Origin of the sequence: Pseudomonas sp. FFUP_PS_473 (assembly GCF_002858665.1) — a bacterium.
In the GTDB taxonomy this organism is placed as follows: domain Bacteria; phylum Pseudomonadota; class Gammaproteobacteria; order Pseudomonadales; family Pseudomonadaceae; genus Aquipseudomonas; species Aquipseudomonas defluvii.
The window spans coordinates 117,091-133,140 of the sequence record NZ_PJQQ01000006.1 but is presented as its reverse complement, the minus strand read 5'-3'; the positions used below and the strand labels follow the sequence as shown (position 1 = coordinate 133,140).

Genomic DNA, 16,050 nt, shown 5'->3' with positions numbered 1-16,050 from the left:
GTTTCATCATGGGCGAAGTCGTCCTGGCAGCCAAAGTCTGTCATGTGCCATCGATGTACCTTTCCGAACTGCCGGGCAAACACCATGGCTGCCGTGAAGCCGCCATCGCCGGCCACAAGGAGATTGGCCGCCGCGCACGCGAATTGGGCGCCGATACCGCCGTCGTGTTCGATGTGCACTGGCTGGTCAACAGTGCCTACCACGTCAACTGTGGCGAACACTTCAAGGGTATCTACACCAGCAACGAGCTGCCGCATTTCATCAAGGACATGCACTTTGAGTACCCTGGCTGCCCGGAACTGGGTGAACTGATCGCCGCCGAGGCAAATGCCGCCGACGTGCGCACCCTGGCCCACAACATTCCAAGCCTGGAGCTGGAGTACGGCACCCTGGTGCCCATGCGCTACATGCACATGGACGTTCCGGACGAACAGAAATTCAACGTCGTTTCGGTTGCGGCCTGGTGCGCCTGGCATCGCCTGGAAGACAGCTTCACATTCGGCGCCGCCGTACGCCGGGCCATTGAAAAGAGCGACCGCAAGGTACTGGTGCTGGCCTCCGGCTCGTTGTCACACCGTTTCTCGGACGACCGCAACGCTGAAGCGAACATCCACAACTGGACCCGCGAGTTCGACAAGCAGATGGACATGCGCGTGGTCGAACTGTGGAAGCAAGGCCGCTTCAAGGAGTTCTGCGCCATGCTCCCGGACTACGCCGCGCACTGCTTTGGCGAAGGCGGCATGCATGACACCGCGATGCTCCTGGGCCTGCTCGGTGGTGCCAACTACAACAAGCCTGTCGAGGTGCTCACCGAGCCGTTCGGCAGCTCTGGTACCGGCCAAATCAACGCCATCTTCCCGGTTTAACGTAGCGCAAGCCTTGAGCAACAGGCTCAAGGCTGCCCGGCGCAGAGGAGTTCCCATGCCGCATTTCATTGCCGAGTACACCGACAACCTCGAAGAGCAGGCTGACCTGCCCGGCCTGTTCGAGAAGGTTCATGCCACCTTGGGCGCCAGTGGCGTGTTCCCACTGGGCGGCATCCGCAGCCGTGCCGTTCGCCTGGACACCTGGCGCATGGCCGATGGCAAGCATGACTATGCCTTCGTGCACATGACCCTGAAAGTCGGCCATGGCCGGGACCTGGCCACCCGCCAGCGTGTCGCCGAAGCCCTGTTCGAGGTGATCAAGGCGCACTTTGCGCCCCTGCAGGCCGAACGCCTGCTGGCCTTGTCCTTCGAGATGATCGAGCTGCACGAGGTCCTGAACTTCAAGGAAAACAACGTCCACGCGTTCCTCAAATCACAAGGCAACTGACCTCGTTGCCTTTACCCCTGATCTCTCTAATAAAAAGCACAAGATCATGAACACAGCCCATAGCGTTCAAGGCATCACCGCCGCTACCCAGGACCGTACCCACAGCATCGTCACCTGGCGACTGATGCCCCTGCTGCTGATTTGTTACCTGTTTGCCCACCTCGACCGCATCAACATTGGCTTCGCCAAGATGCAGATGAGCACCGACCTGCACTTCAGCGATACCGTCTACGGTTTCGGCGCAGGCCTGTTCTTTGTCGCCTACGCACTGTTCGGCGTACCCAGCAACATGGCCCTGGACCGGGTTGGCCCGCGCCGCTGGATCGCCACCCTGATGGTGGTCTGGGGCATGCTCTCCACCGGCATGCTGTGGATCGACAGCGCGAGCGGGTTCTACGTACTGCGCTTCCTGCTGGGCGTAGCCGAAGCAGGCTTCTTCCCCGGCATCCTGGTCTTTCTCAACCGTTGGTACCCGGCCGGGCGCCGTGCGCAGGTCACCGCCTTGTTCGCCATTGCCGTACCGATGGCCGGGGTGATTGGCGGCCCACTGTCGGGTGGCATCCTCGAGCGTTTCCATGAGTTTGCCGGGCTGCGTGGCTGGCAGTGGATGTTCCTGATCGAAGGCGCGCCTGTCGTACTGCTGGGCCTGATCGTACTCAAGTGCCTGCCTGACAGTTTCGAGACCGTGAACTGGCTGTCCGACGCGCAGAAACGTCAGTTGCGCGAACAGCTCAGCCATGAAGAGCAACGCAAGTCGATCACTTCGTTCTCCGGCATCCTCAAGGACTCGCAGGTCTGGCTACTGGTCGCCGTGTACTTCGCAGTGATGCTGGCGGTCAACACGCTGGCGTTCTGGATGCCCACCTTGATTCACGGTGCCGGCATCGGCAGCGACGGCAAGGTCGGCCTGCTCAGCGCCGTGCCCTACCTGTTCGGCTGCCTGTTCATGATCGCCTGCGGACGCTCTTCGGACCGTCACCGGGAACGCCGCTGGCACCTGTGCGTACCGCTGCTGATGTCGGCACTGGGGATCGCAGTCGCCGGCCTGGCACCCACCAATCCGGTCATGGTGCTCAGTGGTCTGGTTGTCGCCGGTATGGGGGCCAGTGCCGCCTTGCCGATGTTCTGGCAGTTGCCACCGGCATTTCTTTCCAACAGTACCCAGGCCGCCGGCATCGCCCTGATCAGTTCGTTCGGCAGCATCGCCTCGTTTCTTGCGCCTTACCTGATCGGCTGGATGCGCGACACCACGCACAGCGCCAACCTGGCCTTGTATGTACTGGCGTTGTTCATCGCTCTGGGCGGTTTCCTGGTGCTGCGCACCCGGGCTGCCATCGTTAATCCACAGTAAGAGAGCCTTTTCCATGCTTGACAACAGCCTGATTCTGCAAGCCGCTGCCCAACTCGACCGTGCCGAACGCTCGCGCGAACAAGTCCGCCAGTTCTCGCTCGAACACCCGGCCATCACCATCGAAGACGCCTATGCCATCCAGCGCGCCTGGGTAGCGCAGAAGATCAAGGACGGTCGCAAGCTGGTCGGACACAAGATCGGCCTGACCTCACGGGCCATGCAAGTGTCCTCGAACATCACCGAACCGGACTACGGCGCCCTGCTCGATGACATGATGTTCGAAGAAGGCAGTGACATTCCCTTCGACCGCTTCATCGTGCCTCGGGTCGAGGTGGAGCTCGCGTTCATCCTCGGTAAACCGCTCAAAGGCCCGAACGTCAGCGTGTTCGACGTGCTCGACGCCACCGAGTGGGTAATCCCGGCACTGGAAATCATCGACGCGCGCATTCAACAGATCGACCCGCAGACCAAGGCCACCCGCAAGGTCTTCGACACCATCTCCGATAACGCCGCCAACGCCGGCGTGGTCGTGGGCGGGCGGGCCGTGCGCCCGACCGAGATCGACCTGCGCAAGGTACCTGCCGTGCTCTACCGCAATGGCGTGATCGAGGAGTCCGGCGTATCTGCGGCCGTACTCAACCACCCAGCCAAGGGCGTGGCATGGCTGGCAAACAAACTGGCGCCGTATGACGTCACCCTGGAAGCCGGTCAGATCATTCTTGGCGGCTCATTCACCCGTCCGGTTGCCGCCAACCCAGGCGATACCTTCCATGTCGACTACGACATGCTCGGCTCTATCGCTTGCCGTTTTGTCTGAGGAGCAGCCCATGGACATGCCCATCAATACCTTCAAGCAACGCCTGAAAAGTGGCGAAGCCCAGATCGGCCTGTGGCTCGGCCTGGCCGATGCCTATTGCGCGGAGCTGGCGGCCAATGCCGGTTTCGACTGGTTGCTGATCGATGGCGAACACGCCCCGAATGACCTGCGCGGCATGCTCGGCCAATTGCAAGCCGTGGCGCCCTACCCGAGCCAACCGATCATTCGCCCGGTGATCGGCGATACCGCCCTGATCAAGCAGGTGCTGGACATCGGCGCCCAGACCTTGCTGGTGCCCATGGTCGAAAGCGCCGAGCAGGCGCGCGAACTGGTCCGCGCCATCCACTACCCGCCGCAGGGGGTTCGCGGGGTTGGCAGCGCCCTGGCCCGCGCCTCGCGCTGGAACAGCATTCCCGGCTACCTGGATCACGCCGACCAGCAGATGTGCCTGCTGGTGCAGATCGAAAACCGTGAAGGCCTGGCCAACCTGGACGCCATCGCAGCGGTCGACGGCGTCGACGGCGTGTTCATCGGCCCGGCCGACCTCAGTGCCTCACTGGGCCATCGTGGCAACCCTGGCCACCCCGAAGTCCAGGCGGCCATCGAAGACGCCATCGTGCGGATCCAGCAGGCTGGCAAAGCCGCCGGCATTCTGAGCGCTGACGAAGCACTCGCCCGACGCTACATCGAACTGGGCGCAGCCTTCGTCGCCGTCGGCGTCGACACCACCGTGCTGATGCGTGGCCTGCAGGCCCTGGCCGGCAAATTCAAAGGCTGCGCCGCGCCCACCAGCGCGGGCGGCAGCGTCTACTAACTGCTGAGCATGACCATGACACTCAACGACTTGAAACTGCTGCGCGAGCACGCCTACGTCAACGGCCAATGGCTTGAGGCGGACGACCATGCCCGCTTCAGCGTGAGCAACCCGGCCAACGGCGAAATCATCGCCACCGTCAGTTCACTCGGCCAGGCCGAAACCGCCCGCGCCATCGACGCCGCTCATGCGGCCCTGCCGGCTTGGCGCGACAAAACCGCTAAAGAGCGCAGCACGATTCTGCGTAAATGGTTCGAGCTGATCATGGCCAACCAGGAAGACCTGGCGCGCCTGCTGAGCTGGGAACAGGGTAAGCCGCTGGCAGAAAGCCGTGGCGAAATTGCCTATGGCGCCAGCTTTATCGAATGGTTCGCCGAAGAGGCCAAACGGGTCTATGGCGACGTCATTCCTCACGACAAGCCAGGCCGTCGCCTGCTGGTCATCAAGCAGCCGATTGGCGTCGTCGCCGCGATTACCCCGTGGAACTTCCCCAACGCCATGATCACCCGCAAGGTCGGCCCGGCCTTGGCGGCAGGCTGCACCGTTATCGTCAAACCGGCCTCGGAAACCCCATTGTCGGCACTGGCGCTGGCCGAGTTGGGCGAGCGTGCCGGTATTCCTGCAGGCGTGCTGAACATTGTGCCTGGCACCCGCTCGCGCGAGATCGGTGCGGAGCTGACCGGTAACCCGCTGGTGCAGAAGCTCTCGTTCACCGGCTCGACCGGTATCGGCAAGCTGTTGATGGCGCAATGCGCTGAAACCATCAAGAAAGTCAGCCTGGAACTGGGCGGCAATGCGCCCTTTATCGTCTTTGACGATGCCGACCTGGATGCAGCTGTTGAAGGCGTGATCGGCTCCAAGTTCCGCAACACCGGGCAAACCTGCGTCTGCACCAACCGTATTCTGGTCCAGAACAGCATCTACGAGGCCTTCAGCGAACGCCTCGCGAGCGCCGTCAAGGCGCTCAAGGTTGGCAGTGCCGATACCGACGGCGTCCAGCAAGGCCCCTTGATCAATGCCAAGGCGGTGACCAAGGTCGAAGAACACATCAACGATGCGCTGGGCAAAGGCGCGACGCTGCTCGCCGGCGGCAAGCCCCATACCTTGGGCGGCAACTTCTTCGAGCCCACCGTGCTGGGCGATGTAACCCCGCAGATGCTGGTGGCCCGTGACGAAACCTTCGGGCCACTGGCACCGATCTTCCGCTTCGACACCGAAGCAGAAGCCATCGCCATGGCCAACGACACCGAGTTCGGCCTGGCCTCCTACCTCTATACCCGCGACCTCGGTCGTGCCTGGCGCGTCAGCGAGGCGCTGGAATATGGCATGGTCGGCGTCAACGAAGGGCTGATCTCCACCGAAGTGGCCCCCTTCGGCGGCATCAAGCAGTCCGGCCTGGGCCGCGAAGGCTCCAAGTACGGCATTGATGACTACATCGAGCAAAAGTACATGTGCCTGGGTATCAAGTAACGGCCAGGTTCGTTGACCAACACGGCCTGCTGAGCAGGCCGTGTTTCAGCTAAACCCCGCTCGCGTCAGCCCACCACCTTGATGTCGAAATGGCGTTTCTTGCCCAGGCTCACCCGCCATTGGCTGGCCTGCCGGTCCATTTCCCGCTCAGCCGACTCAACCAGCTCCCCATCCAGCCGCAGCCCACGCCCCTCGGCCAAACGACGTGCCGCTGAGCGTGATGCCTGCAAGCCCGTCTCGACCAGCAGCTCGGCCAGGGTGATACCCGCCTGCACCTGGGCGCGCGAAATATTCAGCGTGGTCAGCTCCGCCGCCTCACCGTGGGCAAATACGGCAGTTGCCGCCGCATGGGCTTGCTGTGCCGCCGCCTCGCCATGGGCCAGCGCCGTGGCGTGGTCAGCCAATACGCACTTCGCCTGATTCAACGCGGCACCGCCCTGCGCCGTGAGCGCCTGAATCTCCTCCAGCGGCAGCTCGGTGAACAGCGCCAGGAAGCGCCCGACATCGCGGTCATCACAGTTGCGCCAGAACTGCCAGAAATCGAACGGTGCCAGGCGGCTACCGTCCAACCACACCGCGCCACTGACCGACTTGCCCATTTTCTTGCCATCGCTGCTGGTCAACAGCGGCATGGTCAGGCCAAACAGCTGGCGATTGTCACGACGACGCCCCAGCTCCACACCATTGATGATGTTGGCCCACTGGTCAGCACCGCCCAGTTGCACCGTGCAATCGTACTGGCGCGCCAGCTCGGTAAAGTCGTGGGCCTGCAGCAGGGTGTAGCCGAACTCAAGAAACGACAATGAATGCTCGCGCTCCAGGCGCTGGCGAACCGCGTCGAAGGTCAGCAAACGATTGATGGAGAAGTAGCGCCCCACCTGATCCAGAAACTGCAGGTAACCAATGCCATCGAGCCATTGGGCGTTATCGACGACAAAACCAGCGCCCTCTCCCAGGTTCAGGTAACGGCCAAAAGTGCGGGTAATGCCAGCGATATTGGCCTGGATCTGCGCTTCGCTGAGGATCGGCCGGCTCTCGTCACGAAAGCTCGGGTCACCGATACGGGTCGTGGCGCCACCGATCAACAGGATCGGCCGGTGCCCGGCCTTCTGTAGCCAGCGCATCAGCATCAGGCCTTGCAGGTGGCCTACGTGCAGGCTGTCGGCGGTGGCATCAAAGCCGAGGTAGATCGTTCTTGACCCAGTGGCCAAGTGCGTGCGCAAGGCTTCCAGGTCGGTACTCTGGTGAATAAAGCCCCGCGCCTGCAGGTGGTCGATCAAACGGTCTTGGGTGTCGTTCATTGCTGTCTCCAGGGGTAAGGCCCGAGGAGAAGGGAGCACTATCCGATTCGCCTCAGGCGGATCGGGTGCACGCAGCAACTACCGCCTCATGGGGTGAGCGGGTAGCCGTAATAGTCGCTGCGACAGGTCATTAATGTATTCATGAAACGATCATCCGAAATGCAAGGGCTGCCGTCAAGCGGCCCGGCCTGAAACGCCTGCGCTGGCAGGCCAGATCAAAGCCGTCGGCACGCAGAGTCAAGACACCTACCGCTCGTTAGGAACTTAATAGGCCCCAGGGGACAGCGCTTGCGAAAAGCCCTGCCGTCGTGCCAATTCAACCGTTCAGGCTGCGCCATGATCACTATCGAAACGCCTACGTACTACTCGGCTACCAAGAAATACAACCTCAGTTTCCCGACGCTGGAAAGTGACATTGAAGCGGACGTCGTCGTGATTGGCGGCGGTTTCTCCGGCATCAACACTGCGCTGGAACTGGCCGAAAAAGGCATCACCAACGTTGTGGTGCTGGAGGCACGCTACCTGGGCTTTGGCGGTACGGGCCACAATGGCGGGCAGATCATGGCCGGGATCGGGCACGACCTGGAGAAGATCAAGAGCAGTGTCGGCGAGCAAGGCCTGCGCGAGATCTTCGAGATCAGCGAACTGGGCGCCGGGATCATCAAGGACCGTATTGCCAAGTACGCCATCGACGCAGACTTCTGCCACGGCTATGGCTACATGGGCTTCAACGCCCGCCAGGAAAAAACCCTGCGTGCCTGGGAGAAAGACTTCAAATCGATCAACAGCAAGGACGAAATCCGCTTCCTGGCCGGCGCCGAGGTCAAGCAGATCATCGGCTCGGACGCCTACAGCAGCGCCCTGCTGCACATGGGCGGCGGCCATGTGCACTCGCTGAACCTGTTGCTCGGTGAGGCCAAGGCGCTGGTCGGCCTGGGCGCACGTATTTTCGAGCATAGCCCGGCCCTGGAAGTAAGCTACGGCGAGCAGATCACCGTGCGTACCGGGCGCGGCTCGGTGAAAGCGCGCAAGCTGCTGTGGGCCTGCGACAGCTTCCTCAACAAGCTGGAACCAGAGTTGCACGCACGCACCATCAACACCTACGCGTTCCAACTGATGACCGAGCCGCTGTCCGACGAATTGATCCGGCGCATCAGCCCGATCCGCGGTGCCTACAGCGATATTCGCCCAGTCATCGACTACTACCGGGTCACCAACGAGAACCGCCTGCTGTTCGGTGCCGCCACACCGTTCATCGAACACATCCCCAAGGACCTGAAGGCCTGGAACCGCAACCTGATGCTGAAGATCTTCCCGTACCTGAAGGACGTGCAGATCGACCTGGCCTGGGGCGGCCCAATGGCCACCGGCGCCAACCTGTTCCCGCAGATCGGCACACTCAGCGGCCGCCCGAATGCGTTCTATGTACAAGGCTACTCGGGCTTCGGCGTCACCCCGAGCCACATCATTTGCAAAATCCTCGCCGAGGGCATGAGCGAAGGTTCATCGCGTTACGACCTGATCAGCTCGGTCAAACACGCCCAGATCCTCGGCAAAGACCACATTCGCCCCCTGCTGCTGACGGCCGGCAAAAGCCTGCATCAGCTGTCCGGCTACTTCAACGGCCGTCGTTGAAACCCCTTATCGTTCACTCACTGGAGCACTGCCATGACCCTTACAACTGTACAGAACAACATTGCGCTGTCCGAACTCGACGCCTGGGGCACCGTTGCCGACCTGGGTTCCGAGATTCTGGAAGGCGAAGTCAAAGCCTTCGGCAAAATGACCTTCGGGGCACCGACCGATCCGGTTAGCAGCGCCTACTTCGGCACGACCCAAGGCAAGTTCCGCATGGTCTACCCATTCAACGAACAGGCCGTGGTCGTCACCGGCGAAGTGCTGCTCACCGATGAGTCCACCGGCCAGAGCACGCGCTACAAAGCCGGCGACAGCTGGTTCGTGACCAAGGGCACCCCGGTGCTCTGGGAAGTCGTCAGCGAGAGCTTTGTGAAGCACTACTTCGCGGTCGTCTGACCCGTCTCAAGGCTCCCCTTCACCAACAAACCCTCGCTTTCAGCGGGGGTTTGCTTTTTCAAGCCAACGTAGCCGCCTTCACAGACTGCGGCGCCCCTTTGTGGGAGTTGGCTTGCCAACGATGCAAGCGCTGCGCACTCACTGCCGTACCGGCTCACCCAATGACACTACCGACCGAAAGGTAGGTAGTGAACACCGAGCTTGCCGACGACATACGGACGTCCTGGGTAAACGTGCTATCGAGTGATCAGGTTATCGGTTACGCCGTGCCAGCCGTGGCGGCGTTGAGTACGTGAGCACGAAAATCTTTCGGCGATTGTTCGAACTGCTTCTTGAACGAGCGGCTGAAGTGCGCCGAGTCGGTAAACCCCCATTTGTAGGCAATGGCGGTAATCGATTCGGTCTTCAGGAACGGGTTGGAAAGGTCGTCGGCGCTGCGCTTGAGGCGGGCACGCTGAATGTAGCGGCAAACGCTGTCGCCCTCCTCTTCAAACAGACGGTAGAGATGGCGCACCGAAATGTTCAAGCGACTGGCCAGGCTTGCCGGGCTCAAGCCTGGCTGGGTCAGTGATTCATCGATCACCTTCTGCACGTAGCTGCGCAGGTTGACGCCATTGACGGTCAGCGAAGTGCTACTGGCGTCAGCGCGTTCGAAACCCGGGCTGAGCAACGAAATGAAGGCACTCTGCAGCGCATCACCTTGCGCATTGGCCGAGGAATGCTCATCGGTGTCCTTGCACAGCTCATCCATCAACACATGCAACATGCGGCCACACGCGTTACTGGAGGAAATTTTGCCAAAGGTCTCACCCTGGCCTTTCAGGTGCTTGCGTACCTCAGTGCGCGATAACGACAACGAGGTGTGTTCAATCAAACCGAACGGGGTGATTTCGCAGGGGCCGACAGAGTCCATCAACAGCATCTCACCCGGCGCAAGCTGGATTTTGACGCCCCCCTGAGTGATTTGCGAATAACCGGTCCGCTGGCTGACAAGGAAACAATGCTGGTCATCGTCACGGTCAGGGTTGTCACCGAAGCGCTTGATGTTGCCTGCATTGGTTCGCAGGTTGGACAGTTGCAGGCCGGCCCGCAGGCTGGTCGATATCTCACCGATGAACAGCGACCGGTTAAACGCCAACTCGGTCTCGAAACGGCCACAGACACTTTGCATGGCTGTGGTCCAACGCTCCAGTCTGTTGCCATCAAGCTGGGGGATGCTCATGAATACCTCCACACGCGAACTTATTTTTATGACTAAATTGTTAACATGTTACCAATGAGCACACAACCATAATCCATCACGCAATGTGGAGCAGTATTCATGCCACCCTTTGATTAACGTGTCAGTAACACCCGTTGCAGAGCCGTCAGCGTATGCTCAAGCAGCACTTTCTGTTCGCTGCTGAATTTTACGTAGCGACGAAAGGCAGGCATACGGTTGACGACTTCGCTGCCCCCCATGTGTTCCAGGGTAACCGTCCAGCCGTTGAGCGCGTACTCGATGCTCAGGTGCTTGAAATCCAGCGGCATCAGCACCGCGCTGAGCCTGGCGTCGCCCAGCAGCCGCTTCGACACGGCCTCGAACAGCGTCCGGTCGCCGCTGCGGTAGCGGCAACGAATACCGGTACGCTTGAGCGAGCCAGTATGGTGCAGATCAAAGTGGACGTTGCCCTGTTCAAAGGCAGGCACCTGGAGACGGAACTCGGTCATGACCAGATGCATCAGCAACTGCGCTTGAGTACGCTCGCTGACCTGCACGCGCAGCCCCGCCGCGCCCAGATCGAACTCGGCACGGCCCGTCTCCGTCAGGTGAAAACGGTGTATTCCCAGGTTACGCCGCAGCAACTCCAGGGTGACCCCAGGCCGATAACCGGCCGGGGCCCGCTGGGCGCTGAACAGGTCAAACAGCTTTGCTAGCATGATGGACATGACCGCTAACGTGAATGCCAGGCTCGTTGGCGAACTCCACCGCCAGGACGTCTTCGACCCGTGCCGGGGCAAACGGGTTGACCTTCTGCACACACAGTGTCCAGAACAGCGCATAGGCTGCCGTGGCCGCCAGCATGATGCCGAATGGAACGTAGATGTCGGCGGGGTTCATGCCCGGCGGGGTAATGAACCACATCCCCAGCAGGATACCGACACTGGAGAGGATCTGTGGCAGCGGGAAGAGCGGCGAGCGGTAGGCACGTGGCAGGTCAGGACGGCGAATGCGCAGGATGACCACCGACAGGGTCACCAGCAGGTAGGCCGTACTCCAGGCGCAGACCGCAGCCAGTACCAGGTGCAGGATGTTGTCTGCGTTACCCCCCAGGTACCAGGCATGCAGGCAAGGAATCAGTACCGCGACGAGGATGCACAGCAGCGGCGTCTTGAAGCGCGGATGCAGGTAGGTGAACACCTTGGGCAATGCACCGTCCACCGCCATGCCGTAGAGAATCCGCGGTACGCCGGCCATCAGGGTATTGATGGTCGCAGCGCCGGCGAACAGGAAGCCGATACCCAGCCACAACGGGCCAATGTCACCCATGACCTGGGCCGCAAACTTCGGAATGGCCATCGGCGTGTCCAGCAGGTGCAGCCCGGTGGCCGGATCAAGCACAATGTTCTCGACCTGACGCTTCATTGCCGCGCCATAGATGAACATGCACGACGCCACACCCAGCAACCCCAGGGCCATGGCCTTGGGCATCACCGAGGCAGACCTGCGCAGGTCCGGGGCTAGCGGCGTGACAAACTCGCAGCCGACAAACATGAACATGGCCATGCCAACCAGCGACAGGATGGTGATCAGGTCGGTGCCCACCAACGACTCACCGAACAGGCCGTCCAACTCTACTGCCGGCGCAGAAATCAGGCCAAGCACGCCAAACACCATCAGGGTGGTCCACATACCGAAGGTCAGGATGATCTCCGCACGACCGAAGGCGCTGACGCCGAAGGCATTGAGAATGCCGAACACGATCACGAACGCCACACCCAGCAACCACGAGCCACCGGCGGATTCGGCCAGGGTATTGAGGTGCTCAAAGTTCACCAGGGCCATGACCCCTGAGAGGATGGTCTCGGCGGTACCGGCGAAGACATGGACGATCAGGTAGGCTGAAAGCGTACCGGTAATGGCGAAAAAGCGCCCCATGCCGCAGTTGATGTAGTCGTAGACCGAACCGGTGGTTGGCAGGATCGAGGCCGCTTCGGCAAAGGTCGTAGACTGAGCCAGCATCATGACAGCGGCAATCACCATGGCCACGGCGAAGGCACTGCCACCAATCCCGAAGCCCATGGTTGCGGTCAGGATGACCGGGCTGGCCATGATCAGACCAACCGTACTGGCCAGTGCCGTGGGAAATCCGACGGTGCCGCGATTCAGATGCTCGGTGAGCTTTTTATTGATTGACATCTGGATAATGCCCCTGACTTCAGTGTGTGACATAAATGGCGACAAAACCCGTCAACCTGCAACGCCCCTTCCAGGTGCGGGTTGTCACCGTGTACGTCCACTGTGCGCTTCGCCTCCGCTCATCGTCTTGCCCGTGGCTGCCGTCGTCTTTGTTGCAGCCTGCCACATATGAAGGTCGAGCGCTTGCCTGCAACCGACCTCGCCGGCTTTATTGGCGGTGCAACATGGCCTGGATTTGCTGGGTGGCCTGGCGGGTACTTTCGGCAAGCTTCTTCACTTCATCGGCGACCACCGAGAAGCCGCGCCCCACCTCACCGGCACGTGCCGCTTCAATCGCAGCATTCAAGGCCAGCAGGTTGGTCTGCTCGGCGATGCTCTTGATGACCCCGACAACAGTCGCGATCTGCGCGTAGGTCGCCTGGTTCTGGGTCAGCATCTGTTCGTGACTGGCCTGTGCACTGCGCTCGTCACTGATGTCGCGCACCGCGCCCAACACACGGGTAAGCACGCCCTGTTCATCACGTACCGCTCGACCACGCTCACGGCACCAGATAAAACCACGGGTCTTGTGCTGCATCCGGTACTCGAACACATACTCGCCGCTACCACCGGGCTTGAGAATCTCCCGATCGAAAACCGCCATGATGTCAGCCAGGTCGTCCGGGTGCGTGATACTGACCTGCGCATCCCAACCATCGGGCAACTCCTGCGGCAGGTAGCCCATCAGTGCACGGAACGGGTTAGAGATACGCATTGAGCTGGAGGGATGGCGCACATCGCCATGGGCGACCGAGATGTCCCAGGTGCCTTCGGTGAGGGTCGACTGCAACAACGCCCAGATCTGTGCCTGTTGAACAAGCGCCTGGGTCTCGTGCTGTTGATCCAGTAACGCGACCTGCAGTGCCTCGCAACGCTGTTGCAGAAGCGTCTGCTGTGCCTGTGCGCTTTGCAGATGGTGTTGTTCCTGATCGAGCCGGGTGGCCAGCTCTGCTGCAGTGGCCTGCGCCTGCGCCAACTGCTGGTCGACCTGTTGGCGCTCGACGCTGAGGGTTTCCAGCGTCGCCCGCAACTGCGGATGGCTGGCCAGCAACGGCGCCTGATGCGCCGCACCGGGCTGGCCGGCAATTATTTGCAGCAAGACCTCAGTCAACTCACCTGCCCAGTGATTGCGTTTGAAAAACATCAGCGCACCGTTTGGCTATCCAGTCGGGGGGAGTGTGAGTTGACCGTATTCCCAGATCGCCGTCTTGCGCCGCCGTGCCAAGGTAGTTGTTCGCCGCTGCCAGGGCGTCAGCTCTTGATCACCGCCTTGAGCACCGTCTTGAAGGTTTCGATCTGCTCTTCGCTGAACTGACCAAACACCTTGTCCTGCTGTTCACGGGCAATCGCCCACAGGGCTTCGGTTTCTTCAATGCCCTTACCCGTCAACACCACCCGCTCATGGTCATCGGACACCAGCCCTTTGCGCTTGAGGTTGGCAACAGCCTCGACGATCTCGCGCTCGGGCATCGCCACTTCGCGCTGCAGGTCAGCAAGGCCCAGCCCCGCATCGTTCTCCAGCACCATCAGCATGCGCGCCTCACTGGTGCGCAAGCCGGTAGACAGTTGCCGCGGCTGGTAGCTGGTCTGATAGGCCCGCAAGGCCTGAGTCATCAGGTAGTACAGGTTATGGCTCAGACGGCCCTGGAAGTTGCTGCTGGGCGGCTGCCCCTCCTCACGCTTGGTCATGCGTGTGTGTGGCAACACCATGGAGTAGGCACCTTGGTGATACAACAGTGGCGAGCGACCGCAATCATCGAACGCCACTACCTTGCCGACCAGAATCCAATGGTCCCCGCCGTCCAGTTGCTGGTACTTCTCGCAACTGAAACGCGCTGAGCAATCCGCGAGCAGCGGTGCGCCACCCTCACCGGCCTCGTAGACGATCCCGGCGAAGCGGTCATCCTTGGGGCGGGCAAAGTTGTTCGACAGGTCGATCTGGTCTGCCGCCAGGATGTTGACCGCAAAGTGGCTGGCCTCCTCGAACACCTCAAGGCTGCTCGAGCGCTTGTCGATGCTCCACAGGATGAGTGGCGGGTCCAGGGACACCGAGTTGAAGCTGTTGGCGGTCACGCCAACTTTGCGGCCGCTGGCATCGGCAGCCGTCACTACGGTGACACCCGTGGCAAAGTTGCCCAGCGCCCGGCGGAAGGCCCGTGCGTCGAAGGTGGTTTCAGTAAGGGTGGACATGCAAGACTCCCGGGCTGTCGCGACGACAGCCTCGTTTGTTGTTATTCGATACGCGTGACGAGAAGAACCGCTGAATCAGACCATCGAAGGATCAGGCTCAAGGCCCATCAGTTCACGGCCGAGGATCTGCGCACAGACATCGTAGTCGGTGTAGGCGTGAGCACCGGTCAGGTGCGCATCACGGAACAGGCGCTGACTTTCATTGCTCTCGAACCACGCACCGCCGCCAGACGCATCCATCAAGCGATCAACCGCTTGAATGCACATCTTTACAGCGTAGCCCTGATTGGTCCGCCAGAATGCCAGGGTGCCGCGGCTTGGGTACTCGTGGCGCTCGCTGTGCTCGGCAATGTCCTGCCAGCTTTTTTCCAGCAAGGCGCGGGCAGCAGCGACCTGATGGGTGGACTCGGCCAGACGCATCAGCGCCGGGGTGGCGGCACCTACGGCAGCACCGGTGTAGGCACGCACGCGGTTACGGGTTTTCTCACGGAAGACCTCAAGCATGCGCTCGGCAATGCCCAGGCTCACGGTGGAGAAGCCACTGGCGAAATACGGGCGATAAGGTGCGTAGAAAATCTTGCTGTCGGGGTACAGGCCAAAGCCGGCGGACTTGCCTTCCATCATGTCCTTGGCCTTCTGGATACGGTGCTCAGGCACGAAGGCGTTGTCGATGATCAGGGTGCGGCTGCCACTGGCGCGCATGCCGACAGCGTACCAGTCATCGCGGATCTGGTAGTCACTGCGCGGCAACACGGCGAAGCAGTAGTCCTGAGTGCCCTCGGCGTTTTTGCGGCGAAAGCCGACAATCGCCCACTCGGCGTGATCGCAACCACTGCTCCAGCCCATTTCACCGCTGAAGGTGACGCCACCTTCAACCTCTTCGGTACGCCCGAACGGGGCGATGCTGCTGCTGGCGGTGGCATCGGGGTTGCTGCCCCAGATCTCCTCCTGCAGTTTGGCCGGGAACATCGCCAACTGATGGCTGTGGGTGCACAGCAGGCTCATGGCCCAGGCGGTGCTGGCACAGGAGCCGGCCAGCAGTGCAATGCACTCGGCAAACTCGGGCAGGGAAATTTCCAGGCCTCCGAACTTCTTCGGCAGAAATGCGCGGTGCAGGCCAGTGCCTTTGAGCAGCGCAATGTTCTCGGCAGGTACGGTACGCGCCTTCTCGGCCTCGTCCGCATTAGCGGCGATGGTTGGCAGAATGGACTTGAGATCTTCCAGCAAGGAGTTTGGCTTTTTCATGGTCTGGCTCATTATTATTGGACCCAAGTGACCTGCCGCGGCCAAAACCCATTTGGCTGCGGCATTGAGCGCTGG

The 16,050-nt window shown here is 61.1% G+C and carries 14 protein-coding genes and 1 pseudogene; 8 read left to right on the top strand and 7 right to left on the bottom strand.

Features of this window, described 5'->3' with window-relative positions; all coding sequences use genetic code 11:
* The first annotated feature begins 8 nt into the window (after positions 1-8).
* The 6 genes from hpaD to CYD26_RS06090 are packed head-to-tail and all read left to right on the top strand — an operon-like array spanning position 9 to position 5,766.
* Complete coding sequence (hpaD, locus tag CYD26_RS06115; RefSeq protein ID WP_102052109.1) at positions 9-866, top strand: 3,4-dihydroxyphenylacetate 2,3-dioxygenase; 858 nt, start codon at positions 9-11, stop codon at positions 864-866.
* A gap of 55 nt (positions 867-921) precedes the next feature.
* Entirely contained in the window at positions 922-1,314 is a 393-nt protein-coding gene (locus CYD26_RS06110) for a 5-carboxymethyl-2-hydroxymuconate Delta-isomerase (RefSeq protein ID WP_065757831.1), read from the top strand.
* Positions 1,315-1,360: 46 nt separating this feature from the next.
* Positions 1,361-2,665 (top strand): MFS transporter, encoded by a 1,305-nt coding sequence (locus CYD26_RS06105; RefSeq protein WP_102052108.1) that lies wholly within the window; start codon positions 1,361-1,363, stop codon positions 2,663-2,665.
* 13 nt (positions 2,666-2,678) lie between these two features.
* Complete coding sequence (gene hpaH / locus CYD26_RS06100) at positions 2,679-3,482, top strand: 2-oxo-hept-4-ene-1,7-dioate hydratase (protein ID WP_102052107.1); 804 nt, start codon at positions 2,679-2,681, stop codon at positions 3,480-3,482.
* A 10-nt stretch (positions 3,483-3,492) separates the two neighbouring features.
* The gene (gene hpaI, locus CYD26_RS06095) at positions 3,493-4,296 is read left to right on the top strand and encodes a 4-hydroxy-2-oxoheptanedioate aldolase (protein ID WP_065757828.1); all 804 of its coding nucleotides are present in this window, start codon (positions 3,493-3,495) and stop codon (positions 4,294-4,296) included.
* 15 nt (positions 4,297-4,311) lie between these two features.
* Positions 4,312-5,766: an NAD-dependent succinate-semialdehyde dehydrogenase gene (locus CYD26_RS06090; RefSeq protein ID WP_102052106.1), complete on the top strand. Its 1,455-nt coding sequence runs from the start codon at positions 4,312-4,314 to the stop codon at positions 5,764-5,766.
* Between the two features lie 65 nt (positions 5,767-5,831).
* On the opposite strand, the gene tyrS is transcribed toward CYD26_RS06090, so the two are convergent.
* On the bottom strand, positions 5,832-7,067 hold the full coding sequence (gene tyrS / locus CYD26_RS06085) for a tyrosine--tRNA ligase (protein WP_102052105.1): 1,236 nt from the start codon (positions 7,065-7,067) through the stop codon (positions 5,832-5,834).
* A gap of 336 nt (positions 7,068-7,403) precedes the next feature.
* On the opposite strand from tyrS, the gene CYD26_RS06080 reads away from it, so the two are divergent.
* Together CYD26_RS06080 and CYD26_RS06075 are read left to right on the top strand one after the other, a co-directional pair.
* Positions 7,404-8,702: an FAD-binding oxidoreductase gene (locus CYD26_RS06080; protein WP_102052104.1), complete on the top strand. Its 1,299-nt coding sequence runs from the start codon at positions 7,404-7,406 to the stop codon at positions 8,700-8,702.
* A 33-nt stretch (positions 8,703-8,735) separates the two neighbouring features.
* The gene (locus tag CYD26_RS06075) at positions 8,736-9,101 is read left to right on the top strand and encodes a cupin domain-containing protein (protein ID WP_065757824.1); all 366 of its coding nucleotides are present in this window, start codon (positions 8,736-8,738) and stop codon (positions 9,099-9,101) included.
* Between the two features lie 259 nt (positions 9,102-9,360).
* On the opposite strand, the gene feaR is transcribed toward CYD26_RS06075, so the two are convergent.
* The 6 genes and pseudogenes from feaR to CYD26_RS06045 all read right to left on the bottom strand — a co-directional run bounded on the left by feaR (position 9,361) and on the right by CYD26_RS06045 (position 15,975).
* Complete coding sequence (feaR, locus tag CYD26_RS06070; RefSeq protein ID WP_102052103.1) at positions 9,361-10,323, bottom strand: transcriptional regulator FeaR; 963 nt, start codon at positions 10,321-10,323, stop codon at positions 9,361-9,363.
* A 113-nt stretch (positions 10,324-10,436) separates the two neighbouring features.
* Positions 10,437-11,021 carry a DUF3156 family protein gene (locus CYD26_RS06065; protein ID WP_102052102.1) on the bottom strand — a complete coding sequence of 195 codons (585 nt, stop codon included), beginning with the start codon at positions 11,019-11,021 and terminating at the stop codon, positions 10,437-10,439.
* Positions 11,002-12,501 (bottom strand): APC family permease, encoded by a 1,500-nt coding sequence (locus tag CYD26_RS06060; protein WP_065757821.1) that lies wholly within the window; start codon positions 12,499-12,501, stop codon positions 11,002-11,004. Before CYD26_RS06060 ends, CYD26_RS06065 begins: the two co-directional genes overlap by 20 nt.
* 214 nt (positions 12,502-12,715) lie before the next feature.
* Positions 12,716-13,255: pseudogene (locus CYD26_RS25855) on the bottom strand (methyl-accepting chemotaxis protein); the annotation flags it as partial.
* Between the two features lie 536 nt (positions 13,256-13,791).
* Complete coding sequence (locus tag CYD26_RS06050; RefSeq protein ID WP_102052100.1) at positions 13,792-14,730, bottom strand: p-hydroxyphenylacetate 3-hydroxylase reductase component; 939 nt, start codon at positions 14,728-14,730, stop codon at positions 13,792-13,794.
* A 75-nt stretch (positions 14,731-14,805) separates the two neighbouring features.
* Positions 14,806-15,975: a p-hydroxyphenylacetate 3-hydroxylase oxygenase component gene (locus CYD26_RS06045; RefSeq protein WP_102052099.1), complete on the bottom strand. Its 1,170-nt coding sequence runs from the start codon at positions 15,973-15,975 to the stop codon at positions 14,806-14,808.
* Positions 15,976-16,050: the final 75 nt, after the last annotated feature.